Annotated in this window: 14 protein-coding genes; 3 read left to right on the top strand and 11 right to left on the bottom strand. The window is 69.6% G+C overall.

Going from position 1 to position 23480, the window contains the following annotated elements:
• Positions 1-43: 43 nt before the first annotated feature.
• Together ACY0PA_RS30520 and nrdR are read right to left on the bottom strand one after the other, a co-directional pair.
• Entirely contained in the window at positions 44-2935 is a 2892-nt protein-coding gene (locus tag ACY0PA_RS30520; RefSeq protein WP_473080721.1) for a vitamin B12-dependent ribonucleotide reductase, read from the bottom strand.
• Between the two features lie 136 nt (positions 2936-3071).
• Entirely contained in the window at positions 3072-3617 is a 546-nt protein-coding gene (nrdR, locus tag ACY0PA_RS30515; RefSeq protein ID WP_326773781.1) for a transcriptional regulator NrdR, read from the bottom strand.
• A gap of 515 nt (positions 3618-4132) precedes the next feature.
• Between nrdR and lexA the strand changes: the two genes are divergently transcribed.
• Positions 4133-4918: a transcriptional repressor LexA gene (lexA, locus tag ACY0PA_RS30510; protein ID WP_100591111.1), complete on the top strand. Its 786-nt coding sequence runs from the start codon at positions 4133-4135 to the stop codon at positions 4916-4918.
• A gap of 181 nt (positions 4919-5099) precedes the next feature.
• On the opposite strand, the gene ACY0PA_RS30505 is transcribed toward lexA, so the two are convergent.
• From ACY0PA_RS30505 to ACY0PA_RS30485, 5 genes are all read right to left on the bottom strand, one after another.
• Entirely contained in the window at positions 5100-7091 is a 1992-nt protein-coding gene (locus ACY0PA_RS30505; protein ID WP_473080720.1) for an ATP-dependent DNA helicase, read from the bottom strand.
• A 40-nt stretch (positions 7092-7131) separates the two neighbouring features.
• A complete protein-coding gene (locus tag ACY0PA_RS30500; protein WP_473086480.1) occupies positions 7132-9072 on the bottom strand; it encodes an IucA/IucC family protein in 1941 nt (646 codons plus the stop codon).
• Between the two features lie 81 nt (positions 9073-9153).
• On the bottom strand, positions 9154-10053 hold the full coding sequence (locus tag ACY0PA_RS30495; RefSeq protein ID WP_473080719.1) for a GNAT family N-acetyltransferase: 900 nt from the start codon (positions 10051-10053) through the stop codon (positions 9154-9156).
• A 39-nt stretch (positions 10054-10092) separates the two neighbouring features.
• Entirely contained in the window at positions 10093-12330 is a 2238-nt protein-coding gene (locus ACY0PA_RS30490) for an IucA/IucC family protein (RefSeq protein WP_473080718.1), read from the bottom strand.
• Between the two features lie 166 nt (positions 12331-12496).
• Complete coding sequence (locus tag ACY0PA_RS30485; protein WP_473080717.1) at positions 12497-13903, bottom strand: diaminobutyrate--2-oxoglutarate transaminase family protein; 1407 nt, start codon at positions 13901-13903, stop codon at positions 12497-12499.
• A gap of 385 nt (positions 13904-14288) precedes the next feature.
• Here ACY0PA_RS30485 and ACY0PA_RS30480 point away from each other — a divergent pair, with 385 nt between their 5' ends.
• Both ACY0PA_RS30480 and ACY0PA_RS30475 read left to right on the top strand, forming a co-directional pair.
• A complete protein-coding gene (locus ACY0PA_RS30480) occupies positions 14289-15515 on the top strand; it encodes a trypsin-like serine peptidase (RefSeq protein WP_473080716.1) in 1227 nt (408 codons plus the stop codon).
• Between the two features lie 208 nt (positions 15516-15723).
• Positions 15724-16926 (top strand): trypsin-like serine peptidase, encoded by a 1203-nt coding sequence (locus ACY0PA_RS30475; RefSeq protein ID WP_473080715.1) that lies wholly within the window; start codon positions 15724-15726, stop codon positions 16924-16926.
• 94 nt (positions 16927-17020) lie between these two features.
• On the opposite strand, the gene hflX is transcribed toward ACY0PA_RS30475, so the two are convergent.
• The 4 genes from hflX to dapF all read right to left on the bottom strand — a co-directional run bounded on the left by hflX (position 17021) and on the right by dapF (position 23444).
• Positions 17021-18529, bottom strand: a complete 1509-nt coding sequence (hflX, locus tag ACY0PA_RS30470; RefSeq protein WP_473080714.1) for a GTPase HflX — start codon at positions 18527-18529, stop codon at positions 17021-17023.
• Between the two features lie 224 nt (positions 18530-18753).
• Positions 18754-20232, bottom strand: a complete 1479-nt coding sequence (locus ACY0PA_RS30465; RefSeq protein WP_473080713.1) for a M1 family metallopeptidase — start codon at positions 20230-20232, stop codon at positions 18754-18756.
• A 66-nt stretch (positions 20233-20298) separates the two neighbouring features.
• Positions 20299-22428, bottom strand: a complete 2130-nt coding sequence (locus tag ACY0PA_RS30460; protein WP_473080712.1) for a RelA/SpoT family protein — start codon at positions 22426-22428, stop codon at positions 20299-20301.
• A 137-nt stretch (positions 22429-22565) separates the two neighbouring features.
• Positions 22566-23444, bottom strand: a complete 879-nt coding sequence (dapF, locus tag ACY0PA_RS30455) for a diaminopimelate epimerase (RefSeq protein WP_473080711.1) — start codon at positions 23442-23444, stop codon at positions 22566-22568.
• Positions 23445-23480 lie beyond the last annotated feature (36 nt).

The following is a 23480-nucleotide window of genomic DNA, read 5'->3' as shown; positions in this document are numbered from 1 at the left end:
GGGCCTGGTGGCCCGCCGCCCCTCACCTCACTGCGTCAGCGGATCAGCTGCAACCGCTGGTCGAGCCGCAGCCCTCGCAGATGTAGCAGGAGCCGGCGCGCTGCATCTTCGTGCCGCAGGAGAAGCACAGCGGGGCGTCCGCCTGGATGCCCAGCTGCATCTCCACGAGCTCGGCGCTGGTGTGCGCCTGCTGCGGAGCGGGCGCCGCGGCGACGGCCTCGGCCTTGGGGGCCTCGACGGCCTTCAGGGACTCGGTCTGCCGCGGGGCGGACTGAGCCAGACCCTCGACATCGACGTCGTCGATGGACTGCTCGTACGAGCCCGTCTCCAGGTGACGCTGACGCTCCTCGGCCGAGTGGATGCCGAGCGCGGAGCGCGTCTCGAAGGGCAGGAAGTCGAGCGCCAGGCGGCGGAAGATGTAGTCGACGATCGACTGCGCCATCCGCACGTCCGGGTCGTCCGTCATGCCGGCCGGCTCGAAGCGCATGTTCGTGAACTTCGAGACGTACGTCTCCAGCGGGACGCCGTACTGCAGACCGACGGAGACGGCGATCGAGAAAGCGTCCATCATGCCGGCGAGGGTGGAGCCCTGCTTCGACATCTTCAGGAAGACCTCGCCGAGACCGTCGTCCGGGTAGGAGTTGGCGGTCATGTAGCCCTCGGCGCCACCGACGGTGAAGGAGGTGGTGATCCCCGGACGGCCCTTGGGCAGACGCTTGCGGACCGGACGGTACTCGACGACCTTCTCGACCGCGGTACGGATGGTCTCCTCGGCCTTGGCGGTGACCGCCTCCTTCTCCTTGGTCTTGGCGGAGAGGGGCTGGCCGACCTTGCAGTTGTCGCGGTAGATGGCGAGCGCCTTGACGCCCATCTTCCACGCCTCGAAGTAGACCTCTTCGACGTCCTCGACCGAGGCGGTCTCGGGCAGGTTGACCGTCTTGGACAGCGCGCCGGAGATCCAGGGCTGGATGGCGGCCATCATGCGGACGTGGCCCATCGCGGAGATGGAGCGCTCGCCCATCGCGCAGTCGAAGACCTCGTAGTGCTCGGTCTTCAGGCCGGGGGCGTCGATCACATTGCCGTGGTCGGCGATGTGGGCGACGATCGCCTCGATCTGCTCCTCCTGGTAACCCAGGCGGCGCAGGGCCTGCGGGACGGTGCCGTTGACGATCTGCATCGAGCCGCCGCCGACGAGCTTCTTGAACTTGACCAGGGCGAGGTCGGGCTCAAGGCCGGTGGTGTCGCAGGACATCGCGAGACCGATGGTGCCGGTCGGGGCGATGACCGAGGCCTGCGAGTTGCGGAAACCGTTCTTCTCGCCAAGGCGGACGACGTCCTGCCAGGCCTCCGTGGCGGCGGCCCAGATCGGCGTGTCCAGGTCGTCCATGCGGACGGCCTTGGTGTTCGCGTCGGCGTGCTGCTTCATGACGCGCTGGTGCGGCGCGGCGTTACGGGCGTAGCCGTCGTACGGGCCGACGACCGCGGCGAGCTCGGCGGAACGCTTGTACGAGGTACCGGTCATCAGCGACGTGATGGAACCGGCCAGGGCGCGGCCGCCCTCGGAGTCGTACGCGTGACCCGTGGCCATCAGCAGGGCGCCGAGGTTGGCGTAGCCGATGCCCAGCTGGCGGAAGGCGCGGGTGTTCTCGCCGATCTTCTGCGTCGGGAAGTCCGCGAAGCAGATCGAGATGTCCATCGCGGTGATGACCAGCTCGACGACCTTGGAGAAGCGCTCGACGTCGAAGGACTGGTGACCCTTGCTGTCGTCCTTCAGGAACTTCATCAGGTTCAGCGACGCGAGGTTGCAGGACGTGTTGTCCAGGTGCATGTACTCGCTGCAGGGGTTCGAGCCGTTGATCCGGCCGGACTCCGGGCAGGTGTGCCACTGGTTGATGGTGTCGTCGTACTGGATACCGGGGTCGGCGCACGCCCACGCGGCCTCGGCCATCTTGCGGAAGAGCGACTTGGCGTCGACCTCCTCGATGACGTCACCGGTCATCCGGGCGCGCAGACCGAACTTGCCGCCGGTCTCCACGGCCTTCATGAACTCGTCGTTCACGCGGACCGAGTTGTTGGCGTTCTGGTACTGGACGGACGTGATGTCGTCGCCGCCCAGGTCCATGTCGAAGCCCGCGTCACGCAGCGCGCGGATCTTCTCCTCTTCCTTCACCTTGGTCTCGATGAAGTTCTCGATGTCGGGGTGGTCGACGTCGAGGATGACCATCTTGGCCGCGCGGCGCGTGGCGCCACCCGACTTGATCGTTCCTGCGGAGGCGTCGGCACCGCGCATGAAGGAGACGGGGCCGGAGGCATTGCCACCCGAGGACAGCAGCTCCTTGGAGGAACGGATCCGCGAGAGGTTCAGGCCGGCGCCGGAGCCGCCCTTGAAGATCATGCCCTCTTCCTTGTACCAGTCGAGGATCGACTCCATGGAGTCGTCGACGGCAAGGATGAAGCAGGCGGAGACCTGCTGGGGCTGCGGCGTACCGACGTTGAACCACACCGGAGAGTTGAAGCTGAAGATCTGGTGCAGGAGGGCGTACGCCAGCTCGTGCTCAAAGATCTCGGCGTCGGCGGGCGAGGAGAAGTAGTTGTGGTCCTCTCCGGCCTTCCGGTACGTCTTCACGATCCGGTCGATGAGCTGCCTGAGGCTCACCTCGCGCTGCGGGGTGCCGACCGCGCCGCGGAAGTACTTGCTGGTGACGATGTTGACCGCGTTCACCGACCAGAAGCCGGGGAACTCGACGCCACGCTGCTCGAAGTTGATCGAGCCGTCGCGCCAATTGGTCATGACGACGTCACGGCGCTCCCACTCCACCTCGTCGTACGGATGCACGCCGGGAGTCGTGTGGATGCGCTCGATACGCAGCCCCTTGTTGGCCTTGGCTCCCTTGGCGCGGGAACCACGTGCCGGGCCACTCGTCGTCTCTGTCATGCCGCCTCCCTATACCGGGCTAAAACGCCCCGAAGTGCCTCGATCTTCCCGTGGCACGGTGTGTGTCTTGTATTGCGGACGCCGCTCTTGCCGCCCGCAACAGGTCTGGATGGCCGCCGACCGACCCCTGGGACGGTCAGTCGGCAGCGGTGGCGGGCACGGGGACTTCGACAGTCCCTCCGGGCCCGCAGCCACATGGTTCGCGCTCTCCGCCCGCGTCCCCCCGGCTCGCACCGGGCAGCTGTTCCCTCAGCTCCGCGATGGCCGAGTCGAAGTCCTCCAGCGAATTGAACGCCCGGTACACGGACGCGAAGCGCAGGTAGGCGACGAGGTCGAGTTCCTGAAGCGGGCCGAGTATGGCCAGGCCCACGTCATGGGTGGTCAGCTCCGCGCTGCCGGTGGCACGCACCGCCTCCTCGACCCGCTGGCCGAGCTGGGCGAGGGCGTCCTCGGTGACGGGGCGACCCTGGCATGCCTTGCGGACGCCGTTGATCACCTTCGTACGACTGAAGGGTTCGGTCACCCCGCTCCGCTTGACCACCATGAGCGAGCACGTCTCCACGGTCGTAAAACGACGGGAGCAGTCGGGGCACTGGCGGCGCCGGCGGATCGACGTGCCGTCGTCGGTGGTGCGACTGTCGACGACACGGCTGTCGGGGTGCCTGCAGAAGGGGCAGTGCATGGAACTCCAACCCTCCTTCACAGCACGACTCAATGGCCTCGCGAGGCCCTTCAGGCCCCTCGAAGCAGCCCCAAGCATAGGCGATGACCGAGGCCTCGATGGACCGGGACCACAACTTCTGGGCTACTGATGCAATCGAACCACTAGATCTGGGGTTTGGTCGCTAATTCGCCCCCACGCGTGTCGCTTTCACCTCACGAACACCGGGGCGGGAGCGCGCCCATGACGGATGCGCGCAGATCACGGGCGGCGGCGCACGGAGAGGGGGCCGGTTCCGGGTTGACGGACCACCGGATGGCACACTGGGAGCCCCACGGAGCGGGTCTCGGCCTCGGCGGTGAAGCGTACCGTAATGAACCGAATTGCCACTCCGGCGAAGCGCAAGGCATACACCCAGGCACGTGATCACGACAAGCAATCTGCGATTTTTCACTCGAACGTGTGTTTGGCGCAACCTTTCGAAAGCAACTACCGTTGGCTAGCTAGGGAGAACATCTCGAGAGGGGCCGACCGACGTGACCACCACCGCAGACAGCGCCACCATCACTGCCCAGGACCGTTCCCAGGGCCGACTCGAGCCGGTGCATGCCATGAATGACGCATCCATGAGCGCGGAGGGGCCAAAGCCCGCGCGCTCTTTGCCGGGCCGACCTCCCGGAATCCGCGCGGACAGCTCGGGGCTCACGGACAGGCAGCGCCGCGTCATCGAGGTGATCAGGGACTCCGTGCAGCGGCGTGGTTACCCGCCGTCGATGCGTGAGATCGGTCAGGCGGTGGGCCTGTCGAGCACGTCGTCCGTCGCGCACCAGCTGATGGCCCTCGAACGCAAGGGCTTCCTGCGCCGGGACCCGCACCGCCCCCGCGCCTACGAGGTCCGCGGGTCCGACCAGCCGAGCGCGCAGCCCACGGACACCGCGGGCAAGCCGGCCGCGTCGTACGTCCCGCTCGTCGGCCGCATCGCCGCCGGTGGCCCGATCCTCGCCGAAGAGTCCGTCGAGGACGTGTTCCCCCTCCCCCGGCAGCTGGTCGGAGACGGTGAGCTGTTCGTCCTGAAGGTCGTCGGCGACTCGATGATCGAGGCCGCGATCTGCGACGGCGACTGGGTCACGGTCCGCCGCCAGCCGGTCGCGGAGAACGGCGACATCGTCGCCGCGATGCTCGAGGGCGAGGCCACCGTCAAGCGCTTCAAGCGCGAGGACGGCCATGTGTGGCTGCTGCCGCACAACTCCGCGTACCAGCCGATCCCCGGTGACGAGGCGACCATCCTCGGCAAGGTGGTGGCCGTTCTGCGGCGGGTGTGACCCCGCACCCCTGACCGGGCCCCGGAACCAACTGCGCCGGTTCCGGGGCCCTGCTGTGTCCTGAGTCTGATGTGTCCTGGGCCTGCCGAGTGTCATTGGCCTACGGGATCCGGGGGCCTGCTGCGTGGCCGGAGCCCCGGGTGTCCGGGGCTCCGGCCACGCGCTGACGCGGTCCGCTCGGCTACGCACTCTCTTCGGCTTCGGCGGTCGCCTTCGCGTCGATCGCGGCCAGCGAGCGCCGCACCTGGTTCCGGTCCGTCGTGTACCAGAAGTCCGGCATCGAGGCCCGCAGATAGCTGCCGTACCGGGCCGTCGCCAGCCGCGGGTCCAGGACCGCCACCACGCCGCGATCCCCCGTCGCCCGTACGAGACGGCCCGCGCCCTGGGCCATCAGCAGGGCCGCATGCGTCGCCGCAACGGCCATGAAGCCATTGCCGCCGGCATCCTCGACGGCCTTCTGCCGGGCGCTCATCAGCGGGTCGTCCGGCCGCGGGAACGGGATCTTGTCCATGACGACGAGCTGGCAGCTGGCGCCCGGCACGTCCACGCCCTGCCAGAGGGAGAGCGTGCCGAACAGACACGTCTTCGGGTCGGCCGAGAACCCCTTGATCAGCTCGCCGAGCGTCTCCTCGCCCTGGAGGAGGATCGGGTACTCGGGAAGCCGGGTCCGCAGCTCCTCCGCCGCGGCCTGTGCAGCGCGCATCGACGAGAAGAGCCCCAGCGTCCGGCCACCGGCGGCCTGCATCAGCTCGGCCAGCTCGTCCATCATGTCGCTGCGGGTGCCCTCACGCGCGGGGCGTGCCAGATGCTTGGCGACATAGAGAATGCCCTGCTTGCGGTACTCGAACGGCGATCCGACGTCGACGCCCCGCCACTGCGGGAGGCCCTCGCCCTCCTGGCCCTCGGGGGCCAGGCCAAGAGAGGCACCCACCCCGTTGAAATCGCCGCCGAGCTTGAGTGTCGCCGAGGTCAGGACGACCGAGCGGTCCGAGAAGAGCTTCTCCCGCAGCAGGCCGGACACCGACATGGGGGCCACTCTGAGGGACGCGCCGAAGCGGTCGTGGCGTTCGTACCAGACGACGTCGTATTCGGAGCCGTTCGTGATGCGCTCCGCCACGTCGTGGATGCTCTCCACGGAGGCCAGGGCCTGCTTGCGTACCGCGTCCTCGTCCTGGACGGACTTGTCGCGCGTGGTGCCCATGGCCGAGATGACAGTCCTCGAGGCGTCCCGCAGCGCCATCAGCGCGTAGCCGAGGTCCTCCGGGATCTCCTCAAGACGGCCGGGCAGCGCCAGCTCCATGAGCCGCTCGAAACCTTCGGCGGCGGTCTGGAGCTGATCGGCCGCCTTCTCGTTGACGAGCTTGGCGGAACGGCGCACCGCCCGGTTCACCTGCCCCGGGGTGAGCTCGCCGGTCGCCACACCTGTGACCCGGGAGACGAGCTCGTGCGCCTCGTCGACGATGAGCACCTCGTGGGACGGCAGGACCGGCGCCCCTTCGATGGCGTCGATCGCCAGGAGCGCATGATTCGTGACGATCACATCGGCGAGCTTGGCCCGCTCGCGGGCCGCCTCCGCGAAGCACTCCTGCCCGTACGCGCACTTGGTGGCGCCCAGGCACTCCCTGGAGGAGACCGACACCTGGGCCCAGGCCCGGTCGGAGACTCCGGGGGTCAGATCGTCCCGGTCGCCCGTCTCCGTCTCGTCGGCCCAGTCCCGCATCCTCAGCAGGTCCTGGCCGAGCTTGCTGGTCGGAGCGGCCGCCTCGAACTGGTCGAAGAGCCCCTCCTCCTCGTCCTGCGGCGCTCCTTCGTGGAGGCGGTGCAGACACAGATAGTTCGACCGGCCCTTGAGCATGGCGAACTGGGGGCGCCGGCGCAGCAGGGGGTGCAGCGCGTCGACCGTGCGCGGCAGGTCCCGCTCTACGAGCTGGCGCTGGAGGGCCAGCGTGGCCGTCGCGACCACGACCCGCTCCCCGTGCGCCAGGGCAGGGACCAGGTAGCCGAGGGACTTACCGGTACCCGTGCCTGCCTGGGCGAGCAGGTGGGAACCGCCGTCGATCGCCTCGGCGACGGTCTCGGCCATGGTCACCTGGCCAGGTCGTTCCGTACCGCCGACGGCGGCGACGGCGGCGTGCAGGAGCTCGGGGAGGGAGGCGCGAGGGGAAGCAGTCATAGCTCGACCACCCTACGGGGCACCACTGACAATCCCGCGATCAAGGCTGGTGCAGAGGATTGGGGACCGTGCCGTGCACGGCCGCGTGAGGGCGTTGGGACCGATCGCGGTAACCGTCCAGGTGCAGTCGGTTGCGATTGAGGCAGAGCCGCTCGATACGGGGAGTGAGGAGGTCGAACATCTCGTACCGCTCCTTGAGCTCGGGGAAGCGCGCCTGATGCCGCAGGATCTCCGCCCGCAGCAGGAACCAGAACTTCCCTTCCGTGACCCCAAGTTGTTCCTCGCACAGGGGCGCCAGATATCGGAAGACGCCGACGAAGAGCCCCGAGTGGATGAACTGGGTCAGGAATGCGGGCGGCTCGGTGAGCAGGATCTCGCGTACGTCCTGTGGCATGCGGTCGTGCTCGGGCAGCTGCTCGGCGCTCACGTTCACGTCGTCGACGAAGTCCTTCACAGCGAGCCGCACGGGCACGTCGTGGTCGTCGAAGACGACGATGGCGTTCTCTCCGTGCGGGGAGAACACGGTCCCGTAGCGATAGAGGAAGTGGAGGAGCGGGGGCAGCAGGGCCGCGAAGAGCCGGTGCAGCCACACCTCGGGGGTCAGGCCCGAGCGGGCGACGAGTTCCGCGGTGAATGCCCTGCCGTGCGGGTCTACGTGGAGCAGCGAGGCCAGCGTGCGAGCCCTCTCCCCGGGCGCAAGATACCGGGACACCGGTTCGCGCCAGATGGCGCCCAGCAACTCCTTGTACTGGTAGGGGACTTCTTCGAGGCCGTCGTACGCGGGGTGCTCGACGGCAACGGAAGCCACCTCTCCCAGGAGGATGACCCCGCAATCGTCCTTCAAGAAGGGGTCTGTTTCGCGGAGGGAGTGCATCCACGCGGTCACCGACGGTGCCGCGAGCGTGCGCTCTGTGGGCAGGCCGCGCCACACAAGGGTGTTGAGTACGGACAGCGGGAGCTTCACCGTGTGGCGGTCGGGGCGCGAGATGTTGAGGAACGTACGGATGGACTGCTGAGGCAGGCGGACGTCGCCATCGGTGGGGAGCGGCACGATGGCGTCCGTCGCAACAGCGCCGGCGAAGAGCGGCAGCACGATGTTGCTCCACTGCCATGGGTGTACCGGTAGGTACAGGTAGGCCTGCGGGTCCAGGCCGCGCTCCCGGAGGGCCTCGGCGAAGGAGTCCCGCGCCGCCTGGGAGAACTCACGTTCGTAGAGGCGTTCGGCTGTCGCCAGATCCGCGACGCCTCTGTAGGCGGCGATCCTCGTGTGGACGGCGATCCACGGGAGCGCCCCGGGGGTACGGGCCTCGGGCGCCCAGCGGGCCGTGTCGGTCGCCGAGAATCCCATGCGGCCCTTGTTGAGGACGAGCCAGGGGTGGCCAGTCTGATGGCCTTCCAGTTCTGCGTATCCGAGATCGGCGAGCTGGGCCGCGTCGAGCGCGGTGGCGGCGAGACGGGCGTCGGCGGCAAGGGTGACGGTGAGCTCGCGGATGAGATGCCCGAGCGTGGCGCCGTCGAGGCCGAGGACATGCTTGGCGCGGAGGAGGAAGGCGAGGGGGTCGGTGAAGCGTTCCGGCGGGTTCGCTGCGGTGGGTGACGGCTCGGGCTCGGTGGCGTCCCCGTCCATGTCCGTCTGCGCGGGGCGGTCGGCAGTCTTCTCTGGGCGGCCGGCGATCCACTGGATGCTGCCCGGATCTACGAGCCAGCTGCCGTACGCGCCCCGGCGGGCCCTGAACCGGAACGCGCTGCCCGGCGACACGTGGGATCCGTCGACGGGAAGGGTGTACAGGTCTGTCCGCAACGGCCCTGGCCCATGCCCCGACCCATGCCCCCGCTCCGGCTCCGGCTCCCGTTTCGGTTCGATGATCTCCTCATACGCGAACTCCCCGATCATCTTCGCCAGCAGCCGGGCTGCGGCGCGCTCCCAGTTCTCGGAGGTCAGCTCCGCTGGGTCGTACAGAGCGAAGGACGCTGCGGGCATCTGGGGCTCGGACGGATTCGGCACGGGGACTCCTCGGGAGGGAACCGGATCGGGGTGAGCGGTGTACTAAGAGTGACGGGCTCACAGCAGAGCGCGCAGGGCCCGGTCTCGGATCATGAGTGCGGCTCGCTTGTCGGGGAGGTCCACCTCGGCGGAGAAGCGGAAGCCAGCACTCAAGAACGCTGACACAGAGGGGGTGTTGCGAAGGTCCGGCTCTGCGACGACACGTGCGCAGCGCGGGCGATGGTCGAATACGAGGTCGGCGACGGCCTTGAGCAGGCCTGTGCCGAGTCCTCGGCCGCGGTTGGCGACACCACCGATAAGGAGGTGAACACCTGTGTCGTGCGGGCGGGCGGGGTAGTGGCGCGCCAACGGGTCGAGGTCGGCACGGTAGATCTCCCAGTAGCTCATCGGGGTGCCGTCCAGTACGCCGAGGCAGGGAACGCTGCGCCCGTCGCCGTCCAGCTGGGGGCGGAGATGGTTCTCCATGACGCTCTCCGGGCCTTCAAGTTCCCAGAAGGCAGCTACGGCTGGATCGTTCATCCAGCGACTGATCAGCGGCAGGTCGCGTTCGATACGGACGGGAACCAGCTGGAAAACGCCCGAACGTGTGGTGACCGGTCGCCACGCTCCGACGTTGTCGAGCAGGTCGTCGTCCGCCAGGGGCGTCGAGGTGCCGCCCGGTACGTGCGCTCGCGTTCCGTCGCCTGCGTGCCTGTAGTCGCCGGAACCTGCATCGGTCCCCTGGTCCGGGCTGCCGTCGACCTGTCCGCCAGGTCCACCGTGCCCGGCGATCAGGTCGATGAGTTCGTCGGGCAGACGCAGGTCCAGGGTGTCGGCGACATCCGTGCCGCCGCCGGGGTCGGAGCCAGTGGGCTCGTCGGCGCCGGGGCCCGTGTCGGTGATCTCGTCGGTGACGGCATCGGTAAGGGCGGTGGCGGGCGTGACTCCGGCGTCGGTGCGCGCGTCGGTGGATGACACGGCGACGTTCCTCTCAGGGGATGGGGTGGGGCATGTTCCTCAGGAATGAAGGGGGTTGGCGATGGTGACGTAGACGGACTGGGTGTCGACGGGGCCGACGAGTTCGTCGAGTCCGTGCAGGCGGGTGAGGAGGTTGGCCTTGCAGCGCAGGGCCGGGGAGTCGAGGAGGTATCCGGGCAGGGGGGTGCGAAGCTTGTCCGGGCCTGACGCGACATCGGAGAGGAACCCGCGGAAGGCCGCGAGCAACAGCCGTTCGTCCGCAAGCTGTTGGGAGCCGAAGGCGCCGATGAGACCGAAGATGTTGTTGATCCCGAGGTAGTAGGCGAACCTTTCGTCGGTGACGTCGTCGGAGACGAAGGTCTCGCTGTGGCTGCCGATGCCGGGCAGCCGGCCGTCCAGCTCGGCGCGCCGGGACTCGCGAAAGTAGTAGCCCTGGTTGTCGCGGTAGCGGCCGCCGACGGGCCAGCCTTCGGGGTCGAGCAGCAGCAGCGTGTTCTGCTGATGGGCCTCCAGGGCTACGCCGGCGGTGCTGTCGAGCCAGAGCACGGGGCGCACGACGTGTTCGAGGTAGCGCAGGAACCACTCGGCGGCGACGGCACCGCGGGGGCGTCCGGTGCGGCCGGCGAGGCGGGTGATGGTCTCGGCGAGACGGGAGCACATGAGCTGGCGGTCCCGTTGCCCATGGGGCAGCGCCGGGGGCCTGGGTGATACGAAGCCGGCAACGCAGGCTGCGTCGTCTCCGGGTCCGAACGGGTTATTCCGGATCATCACGTCCAGGCCGGGCACCGGTTCGCCGTCCGGGCCGTTGACGGCGAGCCAGGCCGGGTCGCGAACGATGTCGAATCCCGGGTGAGCGGCCTGCCACTGCTCGAAGAGGCCGGTGCGCAGCAGTCGGTGAACCTCGACGCCGCGGTGAAGTTCCTTACGGAGGTTCTCCCGGCAGGAGTTGGTGATGCGCAGGCCGAGCGAGAGCTTCAGCATGGCCGACGCGTCGGGCTGGTAGAGCGTACGGACGGAGGAGGTGGGGTACCAGGGCGCGCCATGCGGTCCGAGGTCACGCAGAAGGCCGGCGTCCAGAAGGGCCGCAGTCTGGGGGCGGTGCTTGAGCTCGCGTACCTGCCAGGGGTGCAAGGGCAGCGCGGCGTGGCCGTCGGGCAGGGGCAGTTCCGTTCCGGCCAGTTGGAGGGCGAGCTGGTCCGCGGGAAGGGGGCGGCCTCGCTGGGTCCAGGCCGAGTCCATTGCGAGCACCGAGCGGTTCACCGCCATCCAGTGCACGGCGAAGGACCCCTGCAACTCGGGTGAATAGAGCCGGGATTCGGCCTCCGACAGGCCCTCGCGGCTCTTCGGGGTCGGGTGCAGGGGGTGGCCGAGCAGGAGGGACTGTTCGGCGGCCAGGAAGAGGTCGGTCGTGTCGCGGGGGTTGCTGCGTCGGTGAGCGATGAAGTCGGCCGTGCGGCGAACCGAGTCGGCCACGCGCCCCACTAGGTCGGCTCCGTCGCCGGAGGGGGTGGGGTGGGAGTGGCGGGGGGTGGTCGGGCGAGAGGGCTCGGAGTGTGAGGGCTCGGGGTGGGGTGACTGCTCCGGGTGAGGGACCACAGGGGCGAAGGCAGCAGCGACGGCCTCCGGGACGGTCTGCGTGCGCACGGGAACGCTCGAGGTCGGCGACGAGGCGGTCGGCGCCGGGCCGGTTACCGACTCGGGCCCGGCGAGCGTGCCGGACGTGGTGTCCGGCGTACCCGCCGGCGGCCCCGGGACGGCCCCCTCCCGTGGGGCGACATCGGCGCCGTTTGTCCCGGCGTCCCTCGCCGGAACACCACCCCGCACCGCGGCCGCGCTTCCCGGCCCCGATGCCTCGCGGCTCAGGAGGGCGGCGACTGTGACGGCGTCGACGCGCGGGGCGTCGAGCGGGCCGTCCTGGAGATGGGGCATGCCGAACCGGTGCCAGCCGGTCACGGACCAGTAGTGGACAGGGATGAGGAGGGCGGTACCACTTGCGGGCAGAGAGATACGCAGAGTGCCGTGCGGAGGTTCGGCCAGATCGTTCTCCCGCACCCAGCAGCGGAGCAGGTTCTCGACGGCCGCGGCCTGGGCCGCGGTGCCGGGGTCGGGATGCTCCAGCAGGTCGGCGGTGGAGCCGTGCAGATGCTCGGCCTCCTGGCCGCCGTCCTTCTGCCGGGGGACCGTCGTCCCGCGTTCCGGGTCTGGTTGGGGCTGCGTGTCGCAGGCTCCGATCGCCTGGGGGCGGCGTCGGTCGTCGGGTGCAGGAGTGGCGTTCAACGGGGCTTCCTTGTGGGGTAGTTGACTCCGTGATGCGGTTGTCCGGACTGTCCGGTGTTCCGCGGCTGTCCGTGGTGCTCCGTGTCGTGGTCGTCGCGGTCGTCGGTGTCGTGGCGGTCCTGGCCTGGTGGGTGTGGGGCCCCAGAACGCGCCCGTCCTGGCTGGGCTATCCCCGATGGGTGCGGGCCGCTTCGGCCAGGGCGTCGGCGAGACGCTCGACGACCGCGGCAGCCTGTTCGTCGGTAATCGTGAGGGGCGGCAGGAGGCGTACAACGCTGGAGTGGCGGCCGCCGAGCTCGACGATGAGTCCACGCCGGAGGCATTCGCGCTGCACGGACGCAGCGAGTTCGGGCGCGGGAAGATGCGGGCTCGTGTCGGGTCCGGCGGGCCTGTTCGGGTCCTGGGCGGCGCCCACGTCGACCAGTTCGACGCCGATCATCAGGCCGCGACCCCGTACGTCCCCGATGCAGGGGTGTTCGGCGGCGAGACCCTGGAGCTGGCCCACCATGCGGGCGCCCAGGAGGGCGGCGCGTTCGGCGAGACGGTTCTCCCGGACATGGGCGAGGGTCGCGGCGCCGGCGGCCATGGCGAGTTGGTTCCCGCGGAACGTGCCGGCGTGGGCTCCGGGCTGCCAGACGTCGAGGTCGTCCCGGTAGACGACGACGGCCAGGGGGAGGCTGCCGCCGATCGCCTTGGACAGGACCATGACGTCGGGCACGACTCCGCTGTGTTCGACGGCCCAGAAGGTGCCGGTCCTGCCCACTCCGGTCTGGACCTCGTCGGCGATCAGCGGGATGGAGCGTGCCGCGGTGAGTTCGCGCATCCTGCGCATCCAGGAGTCGGGCGCGGGAATCACTCCGCCTTCCCCCTGGACGGGTTCGAGGATCATGCCAGCGGGATGTGGCACCCCCGACTTGGGGTCATCGATGAGGGATTCGGTCCAGCGCGCGGAGAGTTCGGCGCCGCGCTCGCCGCCGACGCCGAAGGGACAGCGGTAGTCCTGCGGATAGGGCAACCGCGCGACCCTGACGTCCTGCGCCCCGCCGGACGCTTCGAGCGCTCCCGCGGTCATCCCGTGGTAGGCGCCGGTGAAGGCGAGCATTCCGCTGCGGCCGGTGGCCGTGCGCACGAGTTTCAGGGCGGCCTCCACCGCGTCGGTGCCGGCCGGTCCGCAGAACTGGATCCGTGCCCGCTCGGCGAGCCCGGCGGGCAGCGTGCGGAAGAGTTCCGTCGTGAAGGCGTCCTTCACGGGGGTGGCCAGATCGAGCACATGCAGGGGGGCGCCGGAGTCGAGTACGCGTCTGATCGCTTCGAGGACGACGGGGTGGTTGTGGCCGAGGGCCAACGTGCCCGCGCCGGAGAGGCAGTCGAGGTAGCGGCGTCCGTCGGCGCCCTCGATGGTCAGGCCGCGCGCCCGCACGGGCACGATCGGCAGTGCGCGCGCATAGGTGCGGGCCGCCGACTCCCGCGCGGACTGCCGCCGCAGGATCCCCTCTTGGGCAGCGCCCTCACGGGCGGCGCCTCCCTCATACCCCGCGGGCACCGCCGCGGGCGCAGGCTCGGTGACGGCCACGACTGCTGGTCCTCCCCTGGATCCCGCTGGATCCGGTCGAATTCTCGGTGTGGGGGGATCAGTTGACGTACGTGTGTCCGGGGCCGAACCCCAAGGACCGAGCGACGACGGCGAAACCCCGTACGTACCAACGACGGTGGCTGCGCGGGATCACGGGTCAGCGGAAAATCCTTGACCCGCGGAAGATCGCTGCCGTGACGGAACCGTTGCCGTTCCGTGGGTAGTCACCCACAGCGCGCGCATAGGGTGGGTTGCCGTTCGACGGAGGGCGGAGGGTTCGGTCGCGGGGCGAGGCACATCAAGTGCCGAGCGGCGTGGCGCGACCGGTTCACGACCGCCGGCGGCCGGCACTGCACAGTTCTCGAAGCCCAGGGGGATTCACGACATGCGACCCATACGTCCGCTCTTGACCGTTCAGCGCGGGAGGAGCGTGCGCCGCAGAACCTCCCCCGTGGCGGCCGCTCTCGCCATCGGTGCGGCGCTCGCGCTCACCGCCACCGCGTGCGGTCCCGGCGACGACAACGCGGACTCGAAGCCGACCGCGTCCGCGACGCAGGGCGGCAGCGACAAGATCCAGATCCCGGACGACATCAAGGACCGGCTCAAGGAGCACGGTATTGATCTGGACAAGTGGAAAAACGGCGAGTGGAAGAACTGGGACAAGGACAAGTGGCTGCGTGAGGCGCAGGACTACGTCAACCCCATCATCGATGGTCTGTGGGACCCGGACCGGATGCGTGACGCCGACAAGAACCCGGACAACGAGGTCGACGACAACGACATCTCGGGCGACCAGGGCGTGACGGACCCGACGCCGCAGCCGGTCAAGGCCGCGGCCGTCGGCACGCCGTACCACGAGAGCGCGCCGTACGCCGGAAAGCTCTTCTTCGACGGCCCCGAGGGGTCGATGGTCTGTTCGGCGACGGTCGTCACGGACCCCGCACACCCGGGCAAGTCCAACATGGTGTGGACCGCGGGCCACTGCGTGCACGCCGGCAAGAACGGCGGCTGGTACCGCAACATCGCCTTCGTGCCCTCGTACAACAACGCGGGCCTGTCGGACGAGCAGCTCAAGACCGCCACCAAGGAAGAGGTCGCTCCGTACGGCGTCTGGTGGGGTGCGTGGGCGCAGACGTCCGACCAGTGGATCGAGCAGGGCGGTCCGACGGGCGGGCAGGGCGCGCCGTACGACTTCGCGGTCATCCAGGTCACGCCGGAGAAGGGCAGCGAGGGCAAGTCCCTTGAGGAGGCGGTCGGTACGGCCGTGCCGGTCGACTTCAACGCGCCCGCGGTGCCCAAGATCGCGACGATGACGGCGAAGGGCTACCCGGCGGCGCCGCCGTTCGACGGCCAGACGCTGTACCAGTGCGCCGACAAGCCGGGCCGGCTCTCGCTGGCGAAGGCCGAGCCGACGATGTACCGCATCGGCTGCACCATGACCGGCGGTTCGTCCGGTGGCGGCTGGATCGCGCAGGGCTCCGGTGGCAAGCCGTCGCTGGTGTCGAACACGTCGATCGGCCCGGTGACGGCCGGCTGGCTCGCGGGCCCGCGACTCGGCAAGGAGGCCAAGGGAATTTACGACGCGGTCAGCAAGAAGTACGCCGGCCAGTAGGCAGGCACCGCCCGTAGGCAGCCCGTAGGCAGGCATCGCCAACAGGCAGGCAATGGACGGCGGCGGGTGACGAAACCTTCACCACCCCGCCGCCGTTCGTCCCCAACTCCACAGGCATAGTGGGGTGCTGCGTCCGAGATCTCCGCACGGAGCCCACTCCGGACCTGACAAGCTCATGACACATTCGCTCAACGGGGGTAACTGCACCATGCGTTCCACACGTCCGTCATCCACGCGGAGCCGGGGCCGACGTACCGTCCTCGCCGCTACGGGGCTCGCCGCGGCCCTGGCGCTCACCGCCACGGCCTGCGGCCCGAGCGACGACAAGACGAGTGACAAGTCGGCCGCCTCCGCTTCACAGGGCGCCGACGACGGATCCAACGGCCAACTGCCCGGGGGCATCGCCGACCAGCTCAAGAAGCACGGCATCGACCCGGACAAGTGGCAGAACGGCGCCTGGAAGAACTGGGACAAGGACGACTGGCTTCGCGAGGCCAAGGACTTCGTCAACCCGGTCATCAAGGACCACTGGAAGCCCGAGCGGATGAAGTCCGCCAAGGACCCGGACAAGACGATCGCCGCGAAGGACGCCTCGGCCGGCCAGGGCGCCACGGACCCTGAGCCGCAGCCCGTCAAGGCCGTGCCCGAGAAGACCCCGTACCACGACAACGCCGCCCCGGTAGGCAAGGTCTTCTTCGACTCGCCCGAGGGTTCGATGGTCTGCTCCGGCACCGTCGTGAAGGACCCGCGCAACCCGGGCAAGTCCAACCTTGTCTGGACCGCGGGTCACTGCGTGCACGCGGGCTCGGCGGGCGGCTGGTACCGCAACATCGCCTTCGTCCCGGCCTACAACGACCTGGGCAAGTCCGAGGCGCAGCTGCAGAACGCGGCCCCGCAGGAGATCGCCCCGTACGGCACCTTCTGGGCCGACTGGGCCTCCACCTCCAACGAGTGGATCGACACGGGCGCCGAGTCGGGCGGTGCGGGCGCTCCGTACGACTACGCGGTGCTGCACGTGAAGCCGGAGCAGGGTTCCAAGTCTCTTGAGGAGACCGTCGGCAACGCGCTGCCCGTCGACTTCTCCGAGCCGACGGTCCAGTCGGTCAGCAGCATGGGCGCCTGGGGCTACCCGGCCGCGCCACCGTTCAACGGCCAGCTGATGCACAAGTGCATCGACCGCCCGGGCCGTCTCTCCCTCAGCCCCGACATGCCGACGATGTACCGCATCGGCTGCACCATGACCGGCGGTTCGTCCGGTGGCGGCTGGTTCCGGATGGTCGACGGGAAGACGCAGCTGGTGTCGAACACGTCGATCGGCCCGGCCGAGAACACCTGGCTGGCCGGACCGCAGCTGGGCAAGGGCGCCCAGCAGGTCTTCGACACGATGAGCGAGAAGTACGGCAGCCGGTAACCGCCGGCTGCACCGAACGAACGAGGGCCCGCCCCCAGGTAGTTGGGGGCGGGCCCCCGCCGTCGGCACAGGAGGCCCGGCTGCTGCCGGAGCGTCAGCTCGCGGCCGCCGCCGGAAGGTACGGCGCGAACTCTGCGGCGAGTTCCTCGTGCACCCGCGCCTTGAGCAGGGTGCCGTCCGGGGTGTGCTCCTCGGAGATCACCTCTCCGTCGGCGTGCGCACGCGCGACCAGCTGGCCATGCGTGTACGGCACGAGCGCCTCGATCGCGACCTCGGGACGCGGCAGCTCGTCGTCGATGATCGCGAGCAGTTTGTCCATGCCGAGCCCGGTGCGGGCCGACACCGCGATCGCGCGCTTCTCGACGCGCAGCAGCCGCTGGAGGACGAGCGGGTCGGCCGCGTCCGCCTTGTTGATCACCACGATCTCGGGCACCTGCGTGGCGCCCACGTCGCGGATGACCTCGCGTACGGCTGCCAACTGCTCCTCCGGCGCCGGGTGCGATCCGTCCACCACGTGCAGGATCAGGTCGGATTCACCGACCTCCTCCATCGTGGAGCGGAACGCCTCGACGAGGTGGTGCGGCAGGTGCCGTACAAAACCGACCGTGTCGGCCAGCGTGTACAGCCGCCCGCTGGGCGTCTCCGCCCTGCGGACGGTCGGGTCGAGGGTGGCGAACAGTGCGTTCTCCACCAGGACACCGGCGCCCGTCAGGCGGTTGAGCAGGGACGACTTGCCCGCGTTGGTGTATCCGGCGATGGCCACCGAAGGCACCTTGTTGCGCTTGCGCTCCTGGCGCTTGATCTCGCGGCCGGTCTTCATCTCCGCGATCTCCCGGCGCATCTTCGCCATCTTCTCGCGGATCCGTCGCCGGTCCGTCTCGATCTTGGTCTCACCGGGACCACGGGTGGCCATGCCGCCGCCGGAGCCGGAGGAGCCACCGCCACCCATCTGCCGGGAGAGCGACTGACCCCAGCCGCGCAGTCGCGGCAGCATGTACTGCATCTGCGCGAGGGCTACCTGCGCCTTGCCCTCTCGGGACTTGGCGTGCTGGGCGAAGATGTCGAGGATCAGGGCGGTCCTGTCGACCACCTTGACCTTGACGACGTCTTCGAGGTGGATGAGCTGGCCGGGGCTGAGCTCACCGTCACACACGACGGTGTCGGCTCCGGTCTCGAGGACGATATCGCGCAGCTCCAGTGCCTTGCCCGAGCCGATGTACGTCGCCGCGTCGGGCTTGTCCCGGCGCTGGATGACGCCGTCTAGTACCAGGGCACCCGCGGTCTCGGCGAGGGCGGCCAGCTCCGCGAGGGAGTTCTCCGCGTCGTCCACCGTTCCCGAGGTCCACACACCGACGAGCACGACCCGCTCCAGGCGGAGCTGCCGGTACTCGACTTCGGTGACGTCCTCGAGCTCGGTGGACAGGCCCGCGACGCGTCGCAGGGCCGCGCGCTCGGAGCGGTCGAACTGGTCGCCGTCCCGCTCTCCGTCGATCTCGTGGCTCCAGGCGACGTCCTCTTCCATCAGGGCATCGGCCCGAAGACCTTCGGGGTTGTTCTGCGCGAAGCTCTGCGCGTCCTGGGAAGGGGAAGAAGAGGAGGTCATTGGATCCTTACGTCGAGATGGTTGGAACGGGTGACGGTCCGCGCACGACAGCGTGGCCCTTCGACTGACACAACGTCCCGGGGCGTCCGTAGATTCCCGGGGTGCCGTGCCGCCGACCTGGAAGATGGTCGCACGGTACGGCCCGTCTCGTCACCCGACTTATTGCCCGCACGCGCCGGGCCCGGAGCCTGTCCTGCCTGGGCTGTGCGCCGCCGGTCGATGACCTACCCCTGGGCCGGCTTCGCCTTCGCCACCGGCGACGACTTCCAGTCCGGGTGCCCCGGCATCGGCGGCGTCGTCTTCCCGTAGAGCCAGGCCCCCAGGAAGCCCTGGAGGTCGCGGCCCGAGGTCTGCGAAGCGAGACTGATGAAGTCCGCCGTGCCCGCCGTGCCGTCACGGTGCGTGCGCACCCAGTCGCGCTCCAGGCGCTCGAAGGCCGGGGTGCCGATCTCCTGGCGGAGCGCGTAGAGGACGAGGGCGCTGCCGTCGTAGACCACCGGCCGGAAGATGCTGATCTTCTGGCCCGGCTTCGGGGCGTTGGGGGAGGCCGGCGGGCCGCCCGCGGCGCGCCAGCCGTCCGAGGCGCGGTATGCCTCACGCATGCGCTTGGCCATGGACTGGTGACCCTTCTCCTGAGCGTAGAGGGCCTCGTACCAGCTGGCATGTCCCTCGTTCAGCCACAGGTCGGACCAGGTGCGGGGGCTGACGCTGTCGCCGAACCACTGGTGCGCCATCTCGTGGACCATGATCGAGTCGATGTACCAGGCGGGGTACGCGGGCTCCGTGAAGATGTCCTTCTCGAAGAGGGAGAGCGTCTGGGTCTCGAGCTCGAAGCCGGTCTGGGCCCGGGCGATCAGGAGGCCGTAGTTCTCGAAGGGGTAGCGGCCCACCTTCCCCTCCATCCAGGCGAGCTGGGCGGGCGTCTTCTTGAGCCATGGTTCGAGGACCTTCCGGTCCTTGGCAGGCACCACGTCGCGGACGGGAAGCCCGTGCGGCCCCTCCCGATGCAGCACCGCGGAGTTACCGATCGAGACCTGCGCCAGCTCGGTGGCCATGGGGTGGAGGGTGTGGTAAGACCAGCTGGTGTCCGCACCGTGGCGCATCTTCAGGAAGGGCACCCCGTTGGCCACGACCGTGAGCGCCTTGGGTGCGGTGACCCGGAACGTGAACAGGGCCTTGTCCGAAGGGTGGTCGTTGCTCGGGAACACACGGTGCCCGGCGTCGGCCTGATTGGCCATGGCAAGACCGTCCTTCGTCTGCACCCAGCCCCCCTCCTCCTTGCCGGGCACCGGGTTGCTGGTGTGCCGCACCGTGATCTCCAGCGGGGCACCCTCCGGGACGGCCCTCTCGGGCGTGACGACCAGGTCCTCGCCGCTGGTGTCGAACCGCGCGGGACTGCCGTTGACCTCTACGGAGCGGACGGTTCCGTGCGCGAAGTCGAGGTTCACCTGCTCGAGGCGGGCGGTCGCCGTGGCCTCGATCTTGGTGACGGCATCGAGCGGCTTCTTGTTGTCGCCGTGGTACGTGAACGCGATGTCGTACGACTCCACGTCGTAACCGGGGTTGCCCAGGTGCGGGAAGAGCCGGTCGCCGATGCCCAGCGGGACGGCCGGCGGCGGGGCGCTCGCGGCGAGAAGTGCGGTGGAGGCGGCCGCGGCGACGAGCGCGGTGCCCATGCGGATGGTGCGGGGGGTGAGCAGCATGAACTACGGCTACCAGCGCGCGCGTCCGGACCCGGGCGGGACGCGCCACACCCACCCGAACGAGACCTACGAGCTGGTCTGGGCGGAGTGCTGCGCGCGGCTGACGTCGTACACCCCTGCGATGTTGCGCATGGCGCGCATCAGTCCGGGGAGCGTTGTCGCGTCGGGGAGTTGGAGCGTGTAGGTGTGGCGCACACGGCCCTGGGTCGGCGGTTCCACGGTCGCGGAGATGACGGCGACGCTCTCCAAGGCGATGGCTTCGGTGAGATCGGCCAGCAGATGCGGCCGGCTGAAGGACTCGGCGATCAGGGAGACCCGGCACTGCGTGGTGTCGCCCCAGTGCACGCCGACCTCGGCGCGCCCCGCGCTCTTCATGCGCTCCACGCCGTGACACTCCGCGCGGTGCACGGTCACGACACCGCCGCGTACGGCGAAGGCGGTCACCGCGTCGGGCGGCACGGGTGTGCAGCAGCCCGCGAGGCGGACCGTCGCGCCCGGCTGGTCCACGACGGCGTTCGCCTCGGCGGGGCGGCCCGCAGGCGCGCCCTGAGGCGTCCTGGGGGCCGACTCCGGAGTGCGCCGGTCCTCGGGCTCGGGCTGGGGTGTGGCCGGGTGGGTCGTGAGCCAGCGCCGGATGGCGATGCGCGCGGCGGGCGTACGGGCGTGGTCGAGCCAGTCCCTGGAGGGCTCGGAAGCGGGGTCCTGGCCCATGAGGAGCTGAACGGTGTCCCCGTCGCTCAGGACCGTGCTGAGCGTCGCCAGCCGGCCGTTGACGCGGGCTCCGATGCAGGCGTGGGCGTCCTCGCCGTACTGGGCGTACGCGGCGTCGACGCAGCTGGCGCCCGCGGGCAGGCCGAGCGTGCCGCCGTCGGGCCGGAAAACGGTGATCTCGCGGTCCTGGGCGAGGTCTTCGCGCAGCGTCGACCAGAAGGTGTCCGCGTCCGGGGCGGCCTCCTGCCAGTCGAGGAGGCGGGAGAGCCAGCCGGGCCTGGTCGGGTCGGCGCGCTCCCCGTCGCTGTCGGCCTGCTCCTCCGAAGGAGGAGCGTAGGGATTGCCCAGGGCGACGACGCCGGCCTCGGCGACCTTGTGCATCTGGTGGGTACGGATGAGGACTTCGGCGACCTCCCCGTCACCGCGCGACACGGCTGTGTGCAGCGACTGGTACAGGTTGAACTTCGGTACAGCGATGAAGTCCTTGAACTCCGAGACGACCGGCGTGAAGCACGTGTGCAGCTCGCCGAGCACCCCGTAGCAGTCGGCGTCCTCGCCGACGAGTACCAGCACGCGCCCGAAGTCCGCACCGCGCAGTGTTCCGCGTTTGCGTCTCGCCCGGTGCACGGAGACGAAGTGCCGTGGCCTGATCAGCACTTCGGCCGTGATCCCGGCGTCCTTCAGGACGGCGCGGGCATCCTCGGCGATCTCCGCGAGGGGATCGGTGTCCCGCGCGTCGTTGGCCGCGATGAGCTCGCGGGTCTCCGTGTACTCGTCGGGGTGCAGGATCGCGAAGACGAGGTCCTCGAGCTCGGTCTTGAGTGCCTGCACGCCGAGGCGTTCGGCGAGCGGGATGAGCACGTCCCGGGTGACCTTGGCGATGCGCGCCTGTTTCTCGGGGCGCATCACGCCGAGGGTGCGCATGTTGTGCAGCCGGTCGGCGAGTTTGATCGACATGACCCGCACGTCGTTGCCGGTGGCGACGAGCATCTTGCGGAAGGTCTCGGGTTCGGCGGCAGCTCCGTAGTCGACCTTTTCGAGCTTGGTCACGCCGTCGACGAGATAGGCGACCTCTTCACCGAACTCCGTACGCACCTGATCGAGCGTCACCTCGGTGTCCTCGACGGTGTCGTGGAGGAGGGACGCGGTCAGTGTCGTGGTCTCGGCGCCCAGCTCGGCGAGGATCAGCGTCACGGCGAGGGGGTGTGTGATGTAGGGCTCGCCGCTCTTGCGCATCTGTCCCCGGTGGGAGGACTCGGCGAGGACGTATGCCCGGCGCAGCGGCTCAAGGGGGGCTTCCGGGTGGTGGGCGCGGTGGGCCTCGACCACGTGTCCGATCGCGTCGGGCAGCCGGTTGCCCGCGGCGGGGCCGAGGAGCGCGGCCCAGCCGATGCGGCGCAGGTCGATCCGGGGACGGCCGCGCCGGCGGTGCGCGCCCGGTGTGACCGGGCCCGGCGTCGCGGGATTGGTCGCCTCCGCACTCATGAGCACCTCCGGCTGCGTCGACCGGCGGCGGTCTGCGGGGTTCCCGCCCGGGCCGGTGCTTGATGCTACCGAGCCCATCACGTGGAGCAGTCCCCCTCTCGCCCAGCGTGAAACGGATCACCCATTCGAGCGAACGTTCAGGGGTTTACGGTTTCGAGACCCGCCAGCCAGTCCGTGTCGATCTCTCCCTCGGCGACGATCACCGCGGGTCCCGTCATCTCGATCTCCCCGTCGGCCCGCTCCGTGATCACGAGCCGTCCGCCGGGCAGATCCACTTCGTACGTCACCGGCGATCCGGTGACCGCCGGGTCCAGGCCGTCCCTGCGGGCCGCCGCGACGGCCACGGCGCACGCGCCCGTGCCGCACGAGCGGGTCTCGCCCACACCGCGCTCGTGGACCCTCATGGCTACGTGACGGGGGCCGCGGTCGACGACGAACTCGACGTTCACCCCGTCCGGGTAGGCCGTGGCCGGGGTGAAAGGCGGGGCGGTGAAGAGGTTGCCGGCCTGGGCGAGGTCGTCCACGAAGGCGACAGCGTGGGGGTTTCCCATGTTCACGTTGCGCGCGGGCCACCTGTGGTCGGCGACGCTGACGGTGACATCCCCTTCGGGGAGGAGGGCCTTGCCCATGCCCACCGTGATGTCGCCCTCCTTGTCGATGTGCACGCTCTTCACGCCTCCGCGCGTGGCCACCGCGAGGTCGCCCTCGCCGACATGGCCGACGCGCTGAAGGTAGTGGGCGAACACACGCACGCCGTTGCCACACATCTCGGCGACCGAGCCGTCGCCATTGCGGTAGTCCATGAACCACTCGGCCTCGGAAGCCAGGTGCCGCGCGTCGGGGTGGGCCGCGGAGCGCACCACGTGCAGCAGGCCGTCACCGCCGATTCCGGCGCGTCGGTCGCACAGGGCTGCGACGGCCGCCGGGGGCAGCTCCAGGGCGTTCTCCGGGTCGGGGACGATCACGAAGTCGTTCTCGGTCCCGTGCCCCTTGAGGAAGGCGATCCGCGTGCTCATTCCTCGATCGTACGGGGTAGCGACGACAACCCATCG

Source organism: Streptomyces sp. DS1-CR2, from assembly GCF_055760475.1.
The sequence above is the reverse complement of the archived record's forward strand: the minus strand, read 5'-3'. Positions and strand labels throughout refer to the sequence as shown.